The following is a 19,627-nucleotide window of genomic DNA, read 5'->3' as shown; positions in this document are numbered from 1 at the left end:
ATGTGTATTATGACGCTAATAACAATATTTCTCATTATCAGTCACGGATTGGGTACTTATGAAACTCTCACAACTAGAGCAAGGCACAGCGGCTTCTATTGTTGCGCTAACCGGTTTAACACCAGAAGTTAGAAAAAAACTCATGGTCATGGGTATGTTGCCGAAAACCGAGGTGACTCTGATTCGCCGTGCACCTATGGGGGATCCGCTTCAAGTTGAAGTGAGAGGGGTTTCAATCGCCATTCGTGAAAGCATCGCAGAACAAATCGAGGTTATCTAAATGGATTATCAAGTTCTCACCGTTGGTAACCCGAATAGTGGTAAAACAACATTATTTAATGCATTGACTGGTGCCAAGCAGCACGTTGGTAACTGGGTCGGTGTAACTGTAGAGAAGAAGACGGGCGTATATTCGCACGCTGGTGATCAGTTTCAACTAACGGATTTACCGGGTATCTACGCACTAGACAGTGGTAATGATGCGAACAGCATCGATGAGTCTATCGCGTCTCGCGCTGTTTTAACTCACCCAGCAGATGTGATCATTAATGTTGTCGACGCTAGCTGTCTAGAACGAAGCTTATATATGACATTACAGCTACGTGAGTTGGGTCGCCCAATGATCGTTGTGTTGAACAAAATGGATGTATTAAAGCGCGAACGTCAGGTGATTAACCTTAAAGCATTAGAGAAAGAGTTAGGTTGCCCAGTTCTAAGCTTGTCTGCAAACGACAAAGGCCAAGTGGTTCGCTTTAAAGAGCGTCTGCATAAACTGCTTGTTCAAGGTGTGAGCCTTGATCCTATCTCTATTGATTACGATGCCGCGTTAGAAGCTCTTATCCCTTCTGTTGAGTCACAATTTGATGATGCTGACGTATCTCACCGAGCGCTAGCGATTCGTGCTTTAGAAAATGATTACTTGGTATTGAATGGACTGGCTCCGCTGACTCGTACTCAAATTGATGGCGTACGTCTTGGTGCTGACTTTGATATCGACCTTGCTGTCGCTGATGCGAAATACACATTCTTACATGACCTTTGTAAGCGTGTGCGTCGCAGCGAAGGTAAGCTAAGCCGCAACTTCACAGAAAAAGCAGATCAATTCATTTTGAACAAATGGGTCGGTATTCCTTTCTTCTTCGTTATCATGTACCTGATGTTCATGTTCTCTATCAATATCGGTAGTGCGTTTATCGACTTCTTTGATATCGGTGTTGGGGCAATCTTGGTTGATGGCGGTCATCACCTATTAGATGGTCACTTGCCTGTTTGGCTAGTCACTATATTGGCCGATGGTATTGGCGGTGGTATCCAAACGGTTGCGACCTTTATTCCTGTTATCGCTGCGCTTTATCTATTCTTAGCGGTACTAGAAAGCTCAGGCTACATGGCTCGTGCTGCATTCGTACTTGATAAAGTGATGCAGAAGATTGGTTTACCGGGTAAAGCATTCGTCCCACTTGTACTGGGCTTTGGTTGCAACGTGCCTTCAATCATGGCAACTCGTACTCTTGACCAAGAGCGCGAACGTAAATTGGCAGCATCAATGGCGCCGTTTATGTCATGTGGTGCTCGTTTACCGGTATACGCACTGTTCGCAGCGGCGTTCTTCCCAGGCGCGGGTCAAAACGTAGTATTCGCTCTGTACATCATGGGTATCGTTGCTTCTGTATTTACGGGCCTTTTCCTGAAAAACACGATCTACCCAGGTAGCAGCGATAGCTTAGTGATGGAAATGCCAGATTACGAATTGCCGACAGTGCAAAACGTAATGTTGAAAACTTGGCAGAAGCTGAAGCGTTTCGTACTTGGTGCAGGTAAAACAATCGTGATGGTTGTGGCTATTCTTAGCTTCCTAAACTCTCTAGGTATGGACGGCAGCTTTGGTAACGAAGATAGCGAAAACTCAGTACTGTCTAGAGCAGCTCAAGTTGTAACACCTGTATTCCAACCAATTGGTATTACTGAAGAGAACTGGCCTGCAACGGTTGGTATCATCACAGGTATTTTCGCTAAAGAAGCCGTTGTTGGTACATTAAATAGCCTATACACAACGCCTTCTGATGAAGAAGCTGCTGAGTTTGACTTAGCAGCAAGCCTGCAAGAAGCGGTAATGACGATCCCTGAAAACCTAGCCGGTTTGAGCTACTCAGATCCATTAGGTATTGAAGTTGGCGACTTGTCTGACTCTAGCTCTGTAGCAGCTGACCAAGAAGTCGATACCTCTATCTTTGGTAACTTGAAAGACAAGTTTGTATCTGGTCATGCGGCATTCGCTTACTTGATTCTTATCTTGCTTTACACGCCTTGTGTGGCAGCGATGGGTGCTTATGTTCGTGAATTTGGTCAAACTTTTGCACGCTTCATCGCGGTTTGGACGATGGCTCTTGGTTACTTTAGTGCGACTTTCTACTACCAAGCGGCAAACTTTGCTGCGCATCCTGTGGCAAGTGCAGTATGGATGGTGGCGATTGCTGGTGGTTTTGTGGTGACGTATCGCGTCTTCAAAAAAGTGGGCAGTAAGCAGAAAGCACTAGAGGTGCAAGTAGTATGATTTTAACTGAACTTCATCAATACATTGATAGCCACGGCGTTGCGGCTCGTAAAGAGCTCGCTGCAAAGTTTGGCATGAGTGAAGATGGCGTCGATGCGATGCTGAATGTGTGGATCAAGAAAGGCAAGATATCTCGCTTGGTCGATACCAACAAACATGGTCATACAACGCGCATTCGCTACACAATCAGCAAACAAGATGGCCTGTCGCTTAATGTGATGATGTAGTTCTGGTTTTATACTCTCGTTGAAACGGCGAGATTAGACAATAAAAAGGCCGCTCACTTATTTTTAGATGAGCGGCTTTTTGTTATGTGCTTTTTCTGAAATGTTTTGCTTTTAAGCTCAACGAAACCAATTCGAATTATGCTTTCTTGAAAATAGAGCTCAGTGACAGAACGTTTTGAATACGAGTCAGGATAGCGGCTTGCTCTTCTTCACAGCGCTGTTCGCCTTTGGTGTTGCCCCATACTGGGCCAGGCCACGCGATATCGTCTTTGAAGCGTGCAATATGGTGGATGTGCAGTTGTGGCACCACATTACCTAGTGCGCCAAGGTTGAGTTTATCTGGTTGGAATGTAGCTTCCAGTGCTTGGCTTACCGCTTGAGATTCATGTAGGAACTGCTGTTGTTCTTTCATTGGTAAGTGGTGCAACTCTTTTAGGTTGGCACGTTTTGGTACCAAGATAACCCAAGGCACAGCGTTATCTTTGTGTAGCAGAGCTAAGCTCAGTGGAAATTCGCCGATAAGCGTGGTGTCTTTTGCTAACTGTGGGTGAAGTTCAAAGCTCATTGTTGTCTTCCCATTCATATAGTTTGAATCAGTATACGACAGATAAAACAAAAGGTTGGCGCTTTCACGCCAACCTTTCTAATTTTCTCGAATCTCGAATCTCGAATCTCGAATCTCGAATCGCTTACATGCGCTCTAGCGTGTCGATACCTAGAAGCGATAAACCTTGCTTAATTGTCTTCGCTGTTAGTGCAGCAAGCTTCAGGCGGCTCTGCTTAACAGCTTCGTCTTCAGCAACTAGGATAGGGCACGCTTCGTAGAAGCTAGAGAATTGACCAGCTAGTTCGAACAAGTAGCTACACATGATGTGTGGTTGACCTTCACGAGCAACAGACTGAACGGCTTCTTCGAATTGTAGAAGTTTCGCGATAAGCGCTTTTTCTTTCTCTTCAGTGACTTTTATTGTTCCTTCAAGAGAGTCCATAGAAACGCCAGCTTTAGCGAATACAGAAGCAACACGAGTGTATGCGTACTGCATGTATGGTGCCGTGTTGCCTTCGAACGCAAGCATGTTGTCCCAATCGAACACGTAGTCAGTCGTACGGTGCTTAGAAAGGTCTGCGTACTTAACCGCTGCCATCGCAACAGTGTTCGCGATTGCTTTCTTCTCGTCTTCTGCTAGTTCTGGGTTCTTAGATTCGATCAGTTGCGCAGCACGACTTTCTGCTTCATCAAGAAGATCAGCAAGACGAACCGTACCACCAGCACGAGTTTTGAATGGCTTACCGTCTTTACCTAACATCATGCCGAACGCGTGGTGTTCAAGAGAAACCGATTCAGGGATGTAACCTGCTTTACGAACGATAGTCCAAGCTTGCATTAAGTGCTGATGTTGACGTGAGTCGATGAAGTAAAGCACACGGTCTGCGCCTAGCTCCTCAAAACGATATTTTGCACAAGCAATGTCGGTTGTTGTGTAAAGGAAACCGCCGTCGCGCTTCTGGATGATAACGCCCATTGGGTCGCCGTCTTTGTTTTTGTATTCGTCTAGGAATACAACTTGTGCGCCGTCATCTTCTTGAGCAATCCCTTTCTCTTTCAAATCCGCAACAATAGTTGGAAGCATGTTGTTGTACATGCTTTCGCCCATTACGTTATCACGTGTTAGAGACACGTTTAGACGATCGTAGTTGCGTTGGTTTTGAATCATAGTCACGTCAACTAGCTTCTTCCACATCTCTGCGCAGAACTCGTCGCCGCTTTGCAGTTTCACTACGTAGCCACGTGCTTTAACTGCAAACTCTTCGTCTTCGTCATAAAGTTTTTTAGATTCACGGTAGAAGCCTTCAAGGTCAGCAAGTTCCATTGAAACTTCACCAGATTCAGCCTGAACGCGCTCAAGGTTTGCGATCAGCATACCGAATTGAGTTCCCCAGTCACCGATGTGGTTAGCACGGATAACGTTGTGACCTAAGAATTCTAGAGTACGAACAACCGCATCACCGATGATGGTTGAACGTAGGTGACCAACGTGCATTTCTTTTGCTACGTTTGGCGCAGAGTAATCTGCAACAATGGTTTGTGTTTCTGCTACTGCAACACCAAGACGAGAGTCAGCTAATGCGGCGTCTGCTTGTTTTGCTAGGAAAGCTTCATCTAGGAAGATGTTTAGGAAACCTGGGCCGGCGATTTCTACTTTAGAAGCGATACCGTCTAGGTTTAGAACGTCCAATACTTTTTGAGCAAATTCTCGTGGGTTAGTGCCTAGTCGTTTAGCTACGCCCATAACGCCGTTTGCTTGGTAGTCACCAAATTGTGGTTTTGCGGATTGACGAACAGCAGCAGGAGAGCCTGCGGGTGCGCCAGCGGCTTCTAGAGCCTGAGATACTTTGTCATTAATAAGTGCTTGGATATTCACACGCGTTTCCTTCAATTCAAGGATGATAAGAGTGGCTGTTAATTCTTGGTCATTAAATTGGTTAATTATGCTTCTAGTTAACGATTTAATGCCCAAACTGGCAGCAGACTCTGTTTAAGTTCATAGAAATGGCGGTAATCATACCAATTTTGTGAGGTTTCTTATAGGTGGAATTGATAGAAAATTAACATTTCATGAGGGGGTTTTGACAAACAACTTTTGCCAAGTCGAATTTGAATGTTTAAGGAATCGAAAGAGCATATTTATTGAGTGTTTTTTGCAAAAGCAACGCTTGTTGAAGAAAGCAAAAATGATAACATGCAGCCACTAATTGAAAAATACTGGCAATGATGATGAGCCTCAAACAAGCCGAACTAGAACCACAACAAATGATTGCCCGCCTTGATACGTTTATGGCGAAAATTGAGAACCTAGGAAGTAAACTGGGTTTGGACTTAAGTTTTGCTCAAGCGGATCATATCGCGCTAAGAATCAATGAAACTGAGCTGGCGAAATCTGCGTATCAAGCATGGTCTGAATACGGTTCTACGATTTCAGAGGCGATGATTAATGGTCGTCCAATTGTGGTGTTGGCTTTCGATGAACCATTACAAAGTCTTGGCTGGAGCATTGAATGCTTAGAGCTGCCATATCCAGCTGAAGGTAAGATTTACCCAAGCCAAGATTGGGAACATGTAGAGTTTGTGATTCCTTCTCACGCCCAAACAGCTGATGAGTATCTAGCGGATCTTAAAGAAACTTACCCGCAGTTCGCTGCTAACTTTGAAACGCTGGCTGAGCAAGGCGTTAAGATCAAACTCTCTAGCCCGAAAGGCGAGGGTGAACGTCTGAATAACCCAACGGTTGCATTCAAGCATCAAGGAATATGTATCAAGCTGCACCCACACTCTTTGAAGAAAATTGTGGAATCAGAACAGGCTTAAGAGTTGCTGACAATAGATTCCTGATCTCGCCTAGGCTCGTCGGAATACCTTAAAGTTACCCTGAACATCAGATACAAAAAACGCGTAATGGAGAAATCCTATTACGCGTTTTTTATTGGGTGCTAACGGTAAGTTGTAATTAAATAAGTGACTTACAGAATCACAGTCTTGTTGCCGTAAACAAACACGTGATCGTTGATCACCTTATTTAGAGCCTTACTCAATACATTCTTCTCTACGTCGCGACCAGCCTGCGCCATGTCTTTTGCGCTGAAGTTGTGATCCACTGGGATAACGTCTTGCTTAATGATTGGACCTTCATCCAAATCATTAGTTACGAAGTGAGCGGTTGCACCAATGATTTTTACACCGCGCTCATACGCTTGCTGGTAGGGTTTTGCACCAATGAATGCAGGTAAAAAGCTGTGGTGAATGTTGATGATCTTATGGTTGTACTTTTCAACAAATCCAGGGGTTAAAACACGCATGTACTTTGCCAATACAAGGTAGTCAGCTTGATATTGGTCAATCACTTCTAGCATCTTCTTCTCATGCTCTTCACGGTTTAACCCTTCGTGAGAAACATGGTGGTAAGGGATGTCAAAACGCTCGGTTAGGCTTTGTAGAATGTCGTAGTTACCGACAACTGCGGCGATTTCAACGTCTAAGCTGCCATCGAAGTTCTTCATTAGAATGTCGCCAAGGCAGTGTGCTTCTTTGGTTACAAGTATCACAACACGCTTGCGAGAAGAGCTCATTAGCTTACGTTTCGCATTCTCTGGCAGCGCTTGATCTAAATCGGCTAGCAAGGTTTCGTCATTGAAATACCCTTCTAGCTCAGTACGCATGAAAAAGTGACCACTTGTGTTATCTACGAACTCATTGTTGTGGACAATATTGAGTTGGTGCTTGTAACAAATATTGGTGATTTTTGAGATGAGGCCAGGGGCATCTGTACAATGTGTTAGTAAAGTTTTTCTTTCCATTTGCATCTTACTTCCGTGAAATGTTTTTATTTTTCAAATTAAATGCAGGCCGTCGAACGGTGAACTGAGCCGCAATATCACCGTTATAATTAATCTATTATCAAGTTGGTTTCAACAAATTCTGCCGCGTTATCTCGTTATTTGAATCGTAAGTAGCTAAACAACCCTTTTATTTGTTTTGGGCTAGGTTGGTAAGGAGAGCTTAGCTTGCCATGTTTTATTCGATAAACTCATCCTGTGATCAGTCATTTCTGATTCGCGCCGGCTCATTAAACCTGCCATAATTCGCTTCTCTTTTTCTAAACCTCGTACTCTATGATATCTAAAACGTTTTCTGCTGATGGCGCTCTGGGCAAAGCAATCCCTGGGTTTCAACCAAGACAAGCTCAGTTAGACATGGCTGAAGCTGTTTTACAGGCCATTCAACAACAGAGCCAATTGGTGGTTGAAGCGGGAACGGGTACCGGTAAGACCTTTGCTTACTTAGTGCCAGCGCTCCTGAGTGGTAAGAAAACCATCATTAGTACGGGGTCTAAAAACCTTCAAGAACAGCTGTTTCACCGAGATTTACCTTTGATGGTCGATGCGCTTGGCTTTTATGGTCAGGTTGCGTTACTCAAAGGGCGTTCAAACTATTTGTGTTTGGATAGGCTCAGCCGTCAAATGATCGAGAGTCATGGCGCTCATACCGACCCAACACTGCTGGCTCAGTTAGTCAAAGTGCGTAGTTGGTCGTCATCCACTCAAACGGGTGATTTGGGCGATTGTGATGATATCGCTGAAGACAGCCCGGTTATTCCAACCATTACCTCGACCAATGATAATTGCTTAGGTAAAGAGTGCCCAAGTTATACCGATTGCTTTGTGCTTAAAGCGCGTAAGAAAGCAATGGATTCCGATGTGGTCGTCGTAAACCATCACCTGTTCCTAGCCGATTTAGCGATTAAAGAAACCGGATTTGGTGAGCTGATTCCAGAGGCGGATGTGTTTATCTTTGATGAAGCGCATCAACTTCCTGATATTGCCAGCCAATACTTTGGCCAGTCCGTTTCGAGCCGACAAATCAATGAGCTCGCTAAAGACATCGAGATCGCCTACCGAACCGAAGCCAAAGACATGCGTCAGCTACAAAAAGTGGGTGACAGGCTCGTTCAGTCTGCCGCCGATCTACGTATTGTATTGGGCGATACTGGCTTTCGTGGTAACTGGCGTGAGGCTTTAAAATCTGAGTCGATTGCGCGAGAACTAGTTCGTCTGCAAGATGCGCTGCAACTGGCTGTCGATGTATTGAAGCTCGCATTGGGGCGGAGCCAACTGTTAGACACGGCTTTTGAACGTGCAAACATGATTAAGTCACGCATCGAACGTGTGTGCGATGTGTCGATTACGGGTTACTCTTATTGGTATGACACCACACCAAGGCAATTCGCTTTGCACATCACACCACTGTCGGTTGCGGATAAATTCCACGAACAAATCGAGCTTAAACCGGGCGCTTGGGTCTTTACCTCTGCAACCTTGGCGGTGTCGGATGATTTCGACCACTTCACCTCTCGACTTGGCTTAAAGCCGTCGGCTCAGTTTTCACTGCCGAGCCCATTTGATTATCCGAATCAGGCACGTTTATGTGTGCCTCGCTATCTTCCTGAACCGAATAGCCCGGGCTTGGCGGATAAGTTGGTTCGAATGCTGACTCCGGTGATCGAGCAAAACCAAGGTCGCTGTTTCTTCTTGTGTACTTCACACAGCATGATGAAAGAGCTAGGCGAGCGATTCCGAGAAACCCTCTCGGTTCCTGTTCTATTGCAAGGTGAGACAAGCAAGCAAAAAACCTTAGCCGAATTCATGGAATTAGGTAACGCATTGCTCGTAGCGACAGGCGCTTTCTGGGAAGGGATAGATGTTAGGGGCGACGCATTAAGCTGTGTTATCATCGATAAATTGCCCTTTACGGCCCCTGATGACCCTTTGCTTAAGGCTCGAATCGAGGACTGTAAGCTAAAAGGGGGTGATCCTTTTGCTCAAGTACAGTTGCCAGACGCGGTGATTACCTTGAAACAAGGTGTCGGCCGATTGATACGTGACAAACGCGATAATGGCGCTTTGATTATTTGCGATAACCGATTGGTGACTCGTGATTACGGAGGCATATTTTTGGCGAGTTTACCGCCTATCCCTCGTACCCGTGACTTAGGGATCATTAAAAAGTTCTTAGCTAAAGACCATTCAACCGCTGCTGAGTAACTGGCATTGTTGAGCTTAGCCACTATTTTTAGATTAGATAACGAATATTTGAGACACGAATGAGCGCGAAAATTCTTGCAGTAGATACCGCAACTGAAAACTGTTCAGTTGCACTAGTAATGGGTGACCAGGTGTTCGCACGTAGCGAAGAGGCTCCTCGAGACCATACGAAAAAAATTCTACCTATGGTTGATGAAGTACTGAAAGAAGCGAATGTCGCTTTAACCGATATCGACGCAATCGCGTTTGGCCAAGGCCCGGGCAGTTTCACGGGTGTACGTATTGGTATTGGTATTGCTCAAGGCTTAGCTTTTGGTGCGGATTTACCAATGATCGGTGTCTCTACACTGGCAGCGATGGCGCAAGGCAGCTACCGTAAGTTTGGTGAAACTCACGTAGCAACAGCGATTGATGCGCGTATGAGTGAAGTGTACTGGGCTCGTTATAGCCGTGAACAAGACGGTCGTTGGACTGCAGTTGATGCTGAATGTGTCACACCTCCAAACGAATTGGCAGCGCAGCTTGAGGTGGATTCTGAGACATGGGCAAAAGTAGGCACCGGTTGGGAAGCGTACGCAGAACACATGGATACACTGGCGATCAACATTAAAGAGTGTGAGGTTCTGTTCCCAGAAGCGCAAGATATGGCGTTCCTTGCTCAATTTGCTTATGCAGAAGGTAAAGCGGTTGCAGCAGAAGAGTCTGAGCCTGTTTATCTTCGTGATAAAGTGACGTGGAAAAAGCTGCCAGGTCGTGAGTAAATAGGTACTGTTTGGCTCTGCAACTTATCTTGTAGAGCCATGATAAACTCATAAGTAAAATCACTAAAGTCAGGTATAAAACTCTTCAAGCATGGTTTCACTAAACGGCTTACCTCCTTCTTCGATAGGCAATACATCCAAAACCAATCGAACCAATAAAAAGAACGAGGTAAAAAAAGGCGATGCAAAAACCTCCGTTGGTCAGCCAACTAAGGTTGCGAATGCTGTCTCGCATTCCATTCGCCAAGTCAAAGAATCTGAGATTCACAAAGCTCAGGTTCAATATGATCTTCCAGAAGGGCGTGGACGTCGTGCGATGGAGGAGTATATGGATGTGATGAATCAAGCTAAAAAAGAGGAACTTGCGAAGCTTATTGGGGTCGACATTTATATATAGCTTTGTGCTTTCATTTCTCCTGTTCTAAGGACCAGCATTATGTTTTCTCTCATGTCTAACCCTCGCTTATTTTTCCTTGTTGCTTTCTCTTTGATGGTGATGGGGTGCTCATCCCTACCTGAAGAACTGAATGCAAACTCCGAACAAGTGGTGACCGATTACCAAGAGTGGATTAACACAGTACCAGACGCCGGTGATGTTCGTTTAGGTGGTGTGATTGCTAAAGTAACTAACCTACAAGACAAGACTCGAGTTGAAGTGGTTAATATGCCGATCTCTAGTAGCGGTAAGCCTGATATTGATGCTGAGCCGAAAGGACGTTTTGTTGCTTACATCGATGGTTATGTTGAGCCATTGAGTTTTGCGGAAGGCCGTTTAGTGACCTTAGTGGGAACATCAAATGGCACGGAAGATGGTATTATTGGTGATTACCCTTACACCTTTCCAGTGATGAATGTATATAACCAACGACTGTGGAAAATCACAGAGCGAGTCGTGATCAACGACTTTGCGCCAACGTATTATTCTTGTCGCAGTATACATTGCCGTAGCTTTCAGACCATGCCTCAGCACGGGCGTGTGATTCAAGATGTGGAATAGTCGAGTCTTCATTCGACAAACTCAACCATAGGGACAACATACAATCAATGATTGAAAAGTCATATTCCCTTGCGAGCGGGACGCTTGCTACACAACAGATTGGCAACCCCCAAACGACCGCAATGACGGTCGTTTTTATTCATGGTTGGCTGGATAATTCTGCAAGCTTTAACTCAGTGATAGATACGTTAGAAAAGCGAGCACAACACTTACACCTAGTTGCGATTGATCTCTTTGGTCATGGCTTTTCGTCGCATAAGACGGGCAGTTATTATCCGTTTCACGACTATATCGATGATTTGCACCAGTTGGCGATGAAATTATCGCCAAACAGACTGGTGTTAGTAGGACATTCACTTGGTGCATTGATCGCAAGTTGCTATAGTGCCGCCTTTCCTGAAAAGGTGTCAGGATTAATTCAAATTGAAGGTCACGGACCTCTTTCAGAAGCTCCCCAAGAAACGGTCGCTCGCTTGAGAGATGGGGTACTCAGTCGTCTTCGACAGCGAAGAAAGCCTTCACGTCCTCTAGCAAGCCTTGAGGACGCTATTAAACTGAGAGCTCACGCCAATCAAATCAATGCTGAATTAATCGCTCCTATTGTTGAGCGAGGAATTGTTAATCAAGGTACTGCTGAACTAGAAAACGCCTGGCAATGGCGATGCGACCCAAAGCTTAAATGTGACTCGTTGTATCGTATGTCACAGGCGCATACCGAAGCGATTATGGCGGCTATTGAATGCCCTCAATTAATAATTTTAGGGAATGATGGATTTCGACATTTGCGGCACAATCGCTACAAATCAGCCCATAATTCTCTGAATGTAGAGACGATTCCTGGCGGACATCATTGTCATTTAGAGAGCCCAGAGCTAGTTTCAGAACTAATTCTTGGTGTAGTTAACAAAATTTAAACAAGTGTTTGAGCCTTTTAGTGCTCATGCTCTAAAGCTGTGCTGTAATACTGCTATGATAAATAGCGGCGAGCAGTCGTCAGCTGATAAACGAGGAGTAACATCGTGGATAAACCTTGGCTTTCACGTTATCCAAGTGGCGTACCAGAGACGATCAACCCAGATCAGTACCAATCTCTTGTAGAAATGTTTGAACAGTCGGTACAAAAGTTCGCGGACCAACCTGCATTCGAAAACATGGGATCGATAATGACATTCCGTAAGCTTGAAGAGCGCAGCCGTGCTTTTGCCGCTTATTTACAGAATGATCTAAAACTGAAGAAAGGCGATCGTGTTGCATTGATGATGCCTAATCTGTTGCAATACCCAATTGCACTTTTTGGTGTACTGCGTGCTGGTATGATTGCTGTGAACGTCAATCCACTGTACACACCCCGTGAGCTTGAACATCAACTGAACGATTCTGGTGCAAAGGCGATTGTTATCGTTTCAAATTTTGCGAGCACGCTAGAGAAAGTCGTTGATAACACGCCAGTTAAACACGTTGTACTCACCAGTTTAGGGCAAATGTTGCCACGCGCGAAAGGTACGATTGTCGACTTCGTAGTGAAATACGTAAAAGGCATGGTGCCTAAGTACGATCTACCGGGGGCTATCTCCTTTAGAAAAGCACTACATAAAGGTCGCCGTCTTCAGTATGTGAAGCCTTTCATGGCTGGCGATGACATTGCATTCCTTCAGTACACAGGTGGTACAACTGGCGTAGCAAAGGGCGCCATTTTAACGCACCGCAATATGATCGCGAACGTACTTCAAGCAAAAGGCGCATACGGCCCTGTATTGCAAGAAGGTCGTGAGTTGGTCGTAACGGCACTTCCGCTTTACCATGTGTTTGCTCTTACCGTGAACTGCTTGCTGTTTGTTGAGATGGGTGGTCGCAATCTTTTGGTCACTAACCCTCGTGATATTCCTGGATTCATCAAAGAGCTGCAAAAGGTTCCATTTACCGCAATCACAGGTGTCAATACACTGTTCAATGCACTAGTAAATAATGAAGATTTCCACGAGTTAGATTTCAGTAATCTACGTCTATCTGTTGGTGGTGGCATGGCGGTTCAGCGCTCTGTTGCTGAGAAATGGAAGAAAGTGACAGGTATTCACTTGCTGGAAGGTTATGGTTTAACCGAATGTGCTCCGCTAGTTACTGGTAATCCATATGACCTAAAAGATTACACCGGTGCAATTGGCCTACCAGTACCGTCGACAGAAGTACGTATTGTTGATGATGAAAGTAAAGTTGTAGCCAATGACCAAGTAGGTGAGTTGCAGGTTCGTGGCCCTCAAGTGATGCAAGGCTACTGGCAGCGCCCAGAAGCGACCAAAGAAGTCATCGACCAAGACGGTTGGTTGTCTACGGGTGACATCGTTAAGTTCGATGACGAAGGTTTGCTGCACATTGTTGACCGTAAGAAAGACATGATTCTGGTGTCTGGCTTTAACGTTTACCCGAATGAGATTGAAGACGTCGTGGCTCTGCATGGCAAAGTGCTGGAAGTGGCAGCTATCGGTCAACCTCACGAAGTGTCCGGTGAGCTGGTTAAGATCTACGTTGTTAAGCGTGACCCTAGCCTGACCAAAGAAGATATTATCGCGCACTGTCGTGAACACCTAACGGGTTACAAGATCCCTAAATTGGTCGAGTTCAGAGAAGACCTGCCAAAGACTAACGTAGGTAAGATCTTACGCCGCGTACTGCGTGAAGAGAACGATGCAGAACTTGCGAAACGCGCTAGCGAATAATTAGTCCGTTTACGAGAAAGTACTGCACCATAACCACTGAGGCGCTTAATCTAAGCGAGCGCTGAAAAATGGTGTTAGAATGCCGACAGTTAATGTCGGCATTTTTGTGTCCGGCGATCAAATAGAAACCTGTGAGAGTTTTTGTGGATTATCAAATCATTACCCAATTGAAAGACCTTGAGCGAGTTTGCCAACAAGCACGTCAAGCCGATGTCGTTATGCTTGATACGGAGTTTGTTCGTACAAGAACCTATTACCCTCAATTAGGCTTGATTCAGTTATTTGATGGTGAAACGCTGTCACTGATTGACCCTATTGCTCTTGGTGAAATGACACCATTTGTTGGATTGTTGAAAGACGCTTCTGTTCTGAAAGTGCTGCATGCTTGTGGTGAAGATTTGGAAGTGTTCCAAAATGCATTTGGTTGTACACCAACCCCAATGGTTGATACGCAGATCATGGCGGCTTTCTTAGGTCATGGTTTATCAACGGGCTTTGCAGCTCTGGTTTCAGAGTTTGTCGGTGTTGATCTCGATAAGAGTGAATCTCGCACAGACTGGCTGGCGCGTCCGCTTTCTCAAAAGCAATTGGATTACGCAGCGGCAGACGTGCATTACTTAATGCCAATGTACAATAAGCTTCTAGAAAAAGTGATGGAAGCTGGCTGGTGGGAAGCGGCTCAACAAGAGTCTGACTTACAAGTTGCCAAGCGCATCCGTAAAGTAAACCCAGACACTGCCTACCTTGATATTAAAGGTGCGTGGCAGCTTAAACCTCAACAGCTAGCGATTTTGAGACCGTTAGCCACTTGGCGTTTAAAAGAAGCGATTAAGCGTGATTTAGCGTTGAACTTTGTTTTCAAAGAACAAGATTTATGGGCAGTGGCGCGATTCGCGATGAAAGATCCTAAGCACATGGAGCAAGAAGGTTTTGATTACCGCTCTGTACGCCGTCATGGCGCAAAGATTAGCTCAATCGTTAAGTTGGCTGAACACACGCCAGAAGAAGAATATCCAGCACCAGTAGAACGTCTAATGGATTACCCAGGTTACAAACAAATCTTCAAAGTGTTGAAGGATGAAGTGAAAACCGCATCACAACACAGTGGTTTGGCTACAGAATTTTTGGCATCTAAAAAGCAACTTAACCAAGTGTTAAGCTGGGTGTGGAAGCACGATCGTAACCCAGAGAAGCTGCCTGATGTGATGCAAGGCTGGCGTTTAGAAGTAGTTGGCGAAAAGCTGAGTAAAGCGATCAAATAACCGCTTGCTGTCATAAATCGAACTTAGTTACAGCTATAAACTGCAGCCACAAAAAAGAGAGCCTAGGCTCTCTTTTTTATTCATCAATATAAGTAAGCGTATTATTTGCCGATCTGATTCAGAAAGGTTATCGATCTTCTTCTGGAAGCTTAACATTCAGCTCTAGCACTGAGATGTCGTCATCTTTGTGTTCAAAAGTTAGATCAACCATTGATGGATCGACTTCAACATATTTAGCGATAACCTTAAGAATATCTTCTTTTAGCTCTGGTAAATATGATGGTGCTGGATCGTCATGGCTGCGTCGTTCAGCAACAATGATCTGCAAACGCTCTTTGGCTAGGTTTGCGGTTGTCTTTTTCTGTGGTCTAAAAAACTCTAATAGTGACATTGCGTGTTAGCCTCCGAATAGTCGTTTGAAGATGCCTTTCTTCTGCTCCGTTAAGAAACGGAAGTCAACTTGGCTACCCAGCAGGCGTTCTACAGTATCATTGTAAGCCATACCAGCATCGGTTGCTTCATCAAAGATAACTGGAACACCTTTGTTCGATGCGTTCAGTACCGCTTGGCTCTCTGGAATCACCCCCAGTAGAGAGATGTGTAGGATTTCTTCTACATCTTCCACGCCCAGCATTTCTCCTTGAGTAACACGAGCAGGGTTGTAGCGAGTGAGTAAAAGGTGGGTTTTGACTGGCTCTAAGCCGTCTTCTGAACGGCGAGATTTAGAATCCAGAATCCCGAGAATGCGGTCTGAGTCACGGACAGAAGAGACTTCAGGGTTAGTGGTTACAATCGCTTCATCAGCAAAGTACAGCGCCATCAGAGCGCCTTGCTCGATACCTGCTGGAGAGTCACAGATGATGAAATCAAAGCCCATTTCATCAAGTTCATCAAATATACGGCGAACACCGTCTTTAGTGAGTGCATCTTTATCGCGAGTTTGAGAAGCAGGAAGAATGAACAAGTTGTCTGTGCGTTTATCTTTGATCATCGCTTGATTTAGCGTTGCTTCACCATTGATAACGTTGACGAAATCGTACACAACACGACGCTCACAACCCATAATTAAATCTAGGTTACGCAGGCCGATATCAAAGTCGATAACTGCGGTTTTTTTTCCTTTTAAAGCCAGGCCTGAGGCTATAGCTGCACTGGAGGTCGTTTTGCCTACCCCGCCTTTACCTGACGTTACAACGATAATGCGTGCCATTCTTTTTTCCTTTTATTTCTTTTATATTGCGAGGACATCAACGTGTAATACATCGTTTGCCATACTGAACATGGTTTTTTTCTGCCAGTACTCGCTTTCAATTTGATCGCTGAGCCAGTAATTTCCAGCAATGGAAACCAACTCGGCTTGTAAATCATTACAAATTATTTTTGCTTCAGTTTGGCCACTGGCTCCTGCAATCGCGCGACCGCGTAGCGTGCCATGAATATGAATACTGCCATCGGCTATGACTTCGGCGCCTGCACTTACATGATTGAGTATTAACAGGTCACTATCTTTAGCATAAACCTGCTGACCTGAACGAATAGGGGTTCTCACCACTTTAATCGGTGCCATTTCGGCTGGTGCTTGAGATGGAGACTTACTGGCTGTCATGACTGCAAAACCCGCTTCTTTCGCTAGGTTTTGGGTACGCCTATCTGAACAGCCTGCTACACCAACTGGGATCATCCCCGCTTGAGAGATACCATTTTTCAGTTGCACAAAATCGATATCGCCAACCACTTTACTAATGTTGATGACAACAGGTGCAGCAGCGAAAAAAGTGGGTGCTTGGTCTACCTTCTCTTGAAGAAAAGACACTGCATTTTCGACTTGATCATCGGATAAGTGCAAAACAGATAGCGTGAAACTACTACCTTTTAGATCTGGGTTACTAGACATCGAAAAACTACAGGACCTCAATTGCGGATTGGTACAATTTCTTTATCAATAAAATAAAGGGCATTGCCTGAAACTAGGTTTATCATGTTATATTCACAAACCAAGCACAGCAAGTAATCTTGTTGTCAAATGAACGTTTTGTTCCCAATATTTCGTTAACATAAACTATTGCTCTCGCAAGTGAGAGTTTTGTAGTCATAAACATTTAAAAAAGGTTTGTCATGCTGTGTTCTATATATAAAAGTTCAAAGAAAGAAGGAACATACCTTTATATCCCTAAGAAGGATGATTTTTCACAAGTTCCTGACGCATTGATGCAAATGTTTGGTAAACCTAGCTTTGTAATGGTAATTAAAATGGATGGCCGTAAACTGGCTCAAGTGAACATCGAAAAAGTGAAAGAATCACTGAATACCGATGGTTTCTTTTTGCAAGTTCCGCCCCCACCAGTTAACGAACTTGAACGTCATAAAGAGCGTAAAGCTCAACAAAAAGTTCAAGACGAAGAGTGATAGCCACCTCAATTCAAGGAGGACTGATCGTTGAGTAAATTTTCGAAAAGTATATTGGTTGTGTCGGCATTACTATTGGGTAATAGCTTGACCATAAGTTCCGCACAAGCCGAAGAACTGAGCTTCGAACAATATGTAGAAAAACTAAAGCAACAAGGCCGTGAAGAAGGCATTTCTGAAGCGATCATTGATGAAGCCTTTGATGGTGTAACGTTTAAGCCAAGAGCGGTGAAAGCCGACAAAAACCAACCTGAGAAGAAGCTGACTCTGGATGAATACATTCCACGAGCCGTACCAGATTGGAAAGTGAAGCAAGCCAGATCACTTTATAAGAAACATTACACAGCGTTAAAGCGCATTGGTGATGAATATGGTGTTCAACCGAGATTCATTGTCGCGCTATGGGGCGTTGAGAGTAATTTTGGTAAGTTCACGGGTAATTACAGTGTTATCGATGCTCTAACGACCATGGCTTACGAAGGGCGCAGAGAAGCGTTTTTCCGTAGCGAAGCAATGGCGGCGTTGAAGATTCTTGATCAAGGCCATATTGCACCAAAAGAGATGAAAGGCTCCTGGGCTGGTGCCATGGGTCAGCCTCAGTTTATGCCAAGCTCATTCTTAGCGTTTGCCGCTGATGGCAACGGTGATGGTAAGAAAGATATCTGGGGGACTGAAGAAGATGTGTTTGCTTCGGCAGCCAATTACCTCAGCCAATCCGGTTGGGATGATAAGTATACTTGGGGCCGCCAGGTTCACGTACCGTCAACCGTATCTATTGATTTTCAAGGCCGAACTGAAGACAAAGCGAAGTACTTAAAAGAGTGGTCTGAACTCGGTATTAAGCGTTATGACGATCGCCCACTGCCAACGCTTGATGAAGACATTAAAGCTTGGTTGATTATGCCGGACGACGAAGCGGGCCGTTCGTACCTCATTTACAACAACTACAATGTGTTAATGAAGTGGAACCGTTCTTACTACTTTGCTTTGGCAGTAAGCCATCTAGCTGACAGAATTAAGTTTGATTAATCGACTTAATTTGGTTAATAGCCCTAGGCCGCTTTGAATAGCATTTGGCCTACCATAGGCAGAACGAACTAAAGGACTCTTCGGAGTCCTTTTTGATTTTATATTTCAGAGATTTAAGAAGGTGGCCTTGTGCTTACAGATAGAGCTGCACAAATGGTGATATTCCATGCGTTAATTAAGTATGAAGGCTTTACCAATGCTGCAAAAAGCTTGAACGTTTCCGTGTCTCACATCAGTAAGCAAGTTGCTTTGCTTGAAGACTCAATCGGCATCAAGTTGGTACAACGAACCACACGTAGCCTAACGCTAACCGAAGCGGGGGAGGTGTTCTATCAGCATTGTGAGCAACTGTTTAACACGGTAAAAGCAGCACAAATGGATATGGACAGCCAGCGTGAGGATATCTCTGGAATATTGCGCGTGGGGTTGTCGCAGTCATTTGGTACCTTGCACATCATTCCGGCGATTGATCAGCTCAGACAGCTTTATCCTCAGCTGAGAATCGAGGTGCACTTGTTCGACTACAAGGTGGACATGATTGAAGAGCGTTTGGACCTTTGGATTACCAACAATGAAGACCTACCAGAAGGTTACATTGCGCAGCGCCTAGCAGACAGTCAGTTCGTGGTGGCAGCATCGCCTGATTATCTGATTAAGGCAGGGACTCCTCATACACCTTCTGATTTGATTGACCATAACTGTCTTATCTATCGCAGCCGAGAACGAGATTACACATCGTGGACCTTTGATAACGGACAAGAGAACCTTAGCGTTAAAGTTGCTGGTGATTACTCGGTAGATTTAGCCGAGGCTGTACGAGACGCAGCGGTAGCTGGGTGGGGCGTTGCTTATCTGGCAACCTACTTAGTCAAAGAAGAGTTTCGAACCGGTAAGCTAATCCAAGTATTACCAGAATGGCGAGCGAGTCAGTTGATGCCATTTTATGCCGTGTATCCGAGCCGAAAGAATATGCCGAAGAAGCTTTCAGCTGTAATTGAGTTCATCAAAGATCATATTGGATCACCGACGTACTGGGACAAAAACCTCAAAACTTGCGTTGAACTGCATCACTAACTGTTT

Annotated in this window: 20 protein-coding genes; 14 read left to right on the top strand and 6 right to left on the bottom strand. The window is 44.8% G+C overall.

The features are described from left to right. Window positions 1-58: 58 nt before the first annotated feature. Genes OCV24_RS10080 through OCV24_RS10070 form a run of 3 tightly spaced genes read left to right on the top strand, consistent with a single transcriptional unit; the run spans window position 59 to window position 2,781 of the window. On the top strand, window positions 59-280 hold the full coding sequence (locus OCV24_RS10080) for a FeoA family protein (RefSeq protein ID WP_017056415.1): 222 nt from the start codon (window positions 59-61) through the stop codon (window positions 278-280). After that, window positions 281-2,554 (top strand): Fe(2+) transporter permease subunit FeoB, encoded by a 2,274-nt coding sequence (gene feoB, locus OCV24_RS10075; protein WP_150877778.1) that lies wholly within the window; start codon window positions 281-283, stop codon window positions 2,552-2,554. Next, window positions 2,551-2,781, top strand: coding sequence for a FeoC-like transcriptional regulator (locus OCV24_RS10070; RefSeq protein WP_017056417.1), 231 nt, complete (start codon window positions 2,551-2,553; stop codon window positions 2,779-2,781). Before feoB ends, OCV24_RS10070 begins: the two co-directional genes overlap by 4 nt. 136 nt (window positions 2,782-2,917) lie before the next feature. Here the strand turns inward: OCV24_RS10070 and OCV24_RS10065 are convergent, their stop codons facing one another. Both OCV24_RS10065 and argS read right to left on the bottom strand, forming a co-directional pair. Further along, the gene (locus OCV24_RS10065; RefSeq protein WP_017056418.1) at window positions 2,918-3,346 is read right to left on the bottom strand and encodes an HIT family protein; all 429 of its coding nucleotides are present in this window, start codon (window positions 3,344-3,346) and stop codon (window positions 2,918-2,920) included. Between the two features lie 124 nt (window positions 3,347-3,470). Next, window positions 3,471-5,204, bottom strand: coding sequence for an arginine--tRNA ligase (gene argS / locus OCV24_RS10060; RefSeq protein WP_150877780.1), 1,734 nt, complete (start codon window positions 5,202-5,204; stop codon window positions 3,471-3,473). A gap of 347 nt (window positions 5,205-5,551) precedes the next feature. On the opposite strand from argS, the gene OCV24_RS10055 reads away from it, so the two are divergent. After that, window positions 5,552-6,148 (top strand): VOC family protein, encoded by a 597-nt coding sequence (locus OCV24_RS10055; RefSeq protein ID WP_137007568.1) that lies wholly within the window; start codon window positions 5,552-5,554, stop codon window positions 6,146-6,148. A 152-nt stretch (window positions 6,149-6,300) separates the two neighbouring features. On the opposite strand, the gene purU is transcribed toward OCV24_RS10055, so the two are convergent. Then, a complete protein-coding gene (gene purU / locus OCV24_RS10050; protein WP_150877782.1) occupies window positions 6,301-7,134 on the bottom strand; it encodes a formyltetrahydrofolate deformylase in 834 nt (277 codons plus the stop codon). Window positions 7,135-7,449: 315 nt separating this feature from the next. On the opposite strand from purU, the gene OCV24_RS10045 reads away from it, so the two are divergent. From OCV24_RS10045 to rnd, 7 genes are all read left to right on the top strand, one after another. Beyond that, window positions 7,450-9,378 (top strand): ATP-dependent DNA helicase, encoded by a 1,929-nt coding sequence (locus OCV24_RS10045; protein ID WP_150877784.1) that lies wholly within the window; start codon window positions 7,450-7,452, stop codon window positions 9,376-9,378. A gap of 59 nt (window positions 9,379-9,437) precedes the next feature. Beyond that, entirely contained in the window at window positions 9,438-10,139 is a 702-nt protein-coding gene (gene tsaB / locus OCV24_RS10040) for a tRNA (adenosine(37)-N6)-threonylcarbamoyltransferase complex dimerization subunit type 1 TsaB (protein ID WP_077680111.1), read from the top strand. 91 nt (window positions 10,140-10,230) lie between these two features. Beyond that, window positions 10,231-10,536 carry a hypothetical protein gene (locus OCV24_RS10035; RefSeq protein ID WP_004734193.1) on the top strand — a complete coding sequence of 102 codons (306 nt, stop codon included), beginning with the start codon at window positions 10,231-10,233 and terminating at the stop codon, window positions 10,534-10,536. Between the two features lie 39 nt (window positions 10,537-10,575). Continuing rightward, window positions 10,576-11,136, top strand: a complete 561-nt coding sequence (locus OCV24_RS10030) for a Slp family lipoprotein (RefSeq protein ID WP_017056424.1) — start codon at window positions 10,576-10,578, stop codon at window positions 11,134-11,136. Between the two features lie 47 nt (window positions 11,137-11,183). Beyond that, window positions 11,184-12,050 (top strand): alpha/beta fold hydrolase, encoded by an 867-nt coding sequence (locus tag OCV24_RS10025; RefSeq protein WP_150877787.1) that lies wholly within the window; start codon window positions 11,184-11,186, stop codon window positions 12,048-12,050. A gap of 105 nt (window positions 12,051-12,155) precedes the next feature. Further along, complete coding sequence (gene fadD / locus OCV24_RS10020; protein ID WP_046224710.1) at window positions 12,156-13,850, top strand: long-chain-fatty-acid--CoA ligase FadD; 1,695 nt, start codon at window positions 12,156-12,158, stop codon at window positions 13,848-13,850. 143 nt (window positions 13,851-13,993) lie between these two features. Then, window positions 13,994-15,112: a ribonuclease D gene (gene rnd / locus OCV24_RS10015; protein ID WP_017056427.1), complete on the top strand. Its 1,119-nt coding sequence runs from the start codon at window positions 13,994-13,996 to the stop codon at window positions 15,110-15,112. A gap of 127 nt (window positions 15,113-15,239) precedes the next feature. Here rnd and minE read toward each other — a convergent pair whose 3' ends face one another. Genes minE through minC form a run of 3 tightly spaced genes read right to left on the bottom strand, consistent with a single transcriptional unit; the run spans window position 15,240 to window position 17,006 of the window. Then, a complete protein-coding gene (gene minE, locus OCV24_RS10010) occupies window positions 15,240-15,503 on the bottom strand; it encodes a cell division topological specificity factor MinE (RefSeq protein ID WP_017056428.1) in 264 nt (87 codons plus the stop codon). A gap of 6 nt (window positions 15,504-15,509) precedes the next feature. After that, window positions 15,510-16,322: a septum site-determining protein MinD gene (gene minD, locus OCV24_RS10005; protein WP_017056429.1), complete on the bottom strand. Its 813-nt coding sequence runs from the start codon at window positions 16,320-16,322 to the stop codon at window positions 15,510-15,512. 21 nt (window positions 16,323-16,343) lie between these two features. Next, on the bottom strand, window positions 16,344-17,006 hold the full coding sequence (gene minC, locus OCV24_RS10000) for a septum site-determining protein MinC (RefSeq protein WP_046224712.1): 663 nt from the start codon (window positions 17,004-17,006) through the stop codon (window positions 16,344-16,346). A 221-nt stretch (window positions 17,007-17,227) separates the two neighbouring features. On the opposite strand from minC, the gene OCV24_RS09995 reads away from it, so the two are divergent. The 3 genes from OCV24_RS09995 (at window position 17,228) to OCV24_RS09985 (ending at window position 19,621) form a co-directional block, all read left to right on the top strand. Continuing rightward, on the top strand, window positions 17,228-17,518 hold the full coding sequence (locus OCV24_RS09995) for a YcgL domain-containing protein (protein ID WP_017056431.1): 291 nt from the start codon (window positions 17,228-17,230) through the stop codon (window positions 17,516-17,518). A 30-nt stretch (window positions 17,519-17,548) separates the two neighbouring features. Further along, on the top strand, window positions 17,549-18,547 hold the full coding sequence (locus tag OCV24_RS09990; protein ID WP_046224713.1) for a lytic murein transglycosylase: 999 nt from the start codon (window positions 17,549-17,551) through the stop codon (window positions 18,545-18,547). A 153-nt stretch (window positions 18,548-18,700) separates the two neighbouring features. Further along, the gene (locus tag OCV24_RS09985) at window positions 18,701-19,621 is read left to right on the top strand and encodes a LysR family transcriptional regulator (RefSeq protein WP_082082787.1); all 921 of its coding nucleotides are present in this window, start codon (window positions 18,701-18,703) and stop codon (window positions 19,619-19,621) included. Window positions 19,622-19,627 lie beyond the last annotated feature (6 nt).

The sequence above is a fragment of the Vibrio kanaloae genome (assembly GCF_024347535.1).
Lineage (GTDB): Bacteria > Pseudomonadota > Gammaproteobacteria > Enterobacterales > Vibrionaceae > Vibrio > Vibrio kanaloae.
Note: the sequence above shows the minus strand (reverse complement) of the source record. Positions and strands in the feature narration are given on the sequence as shown.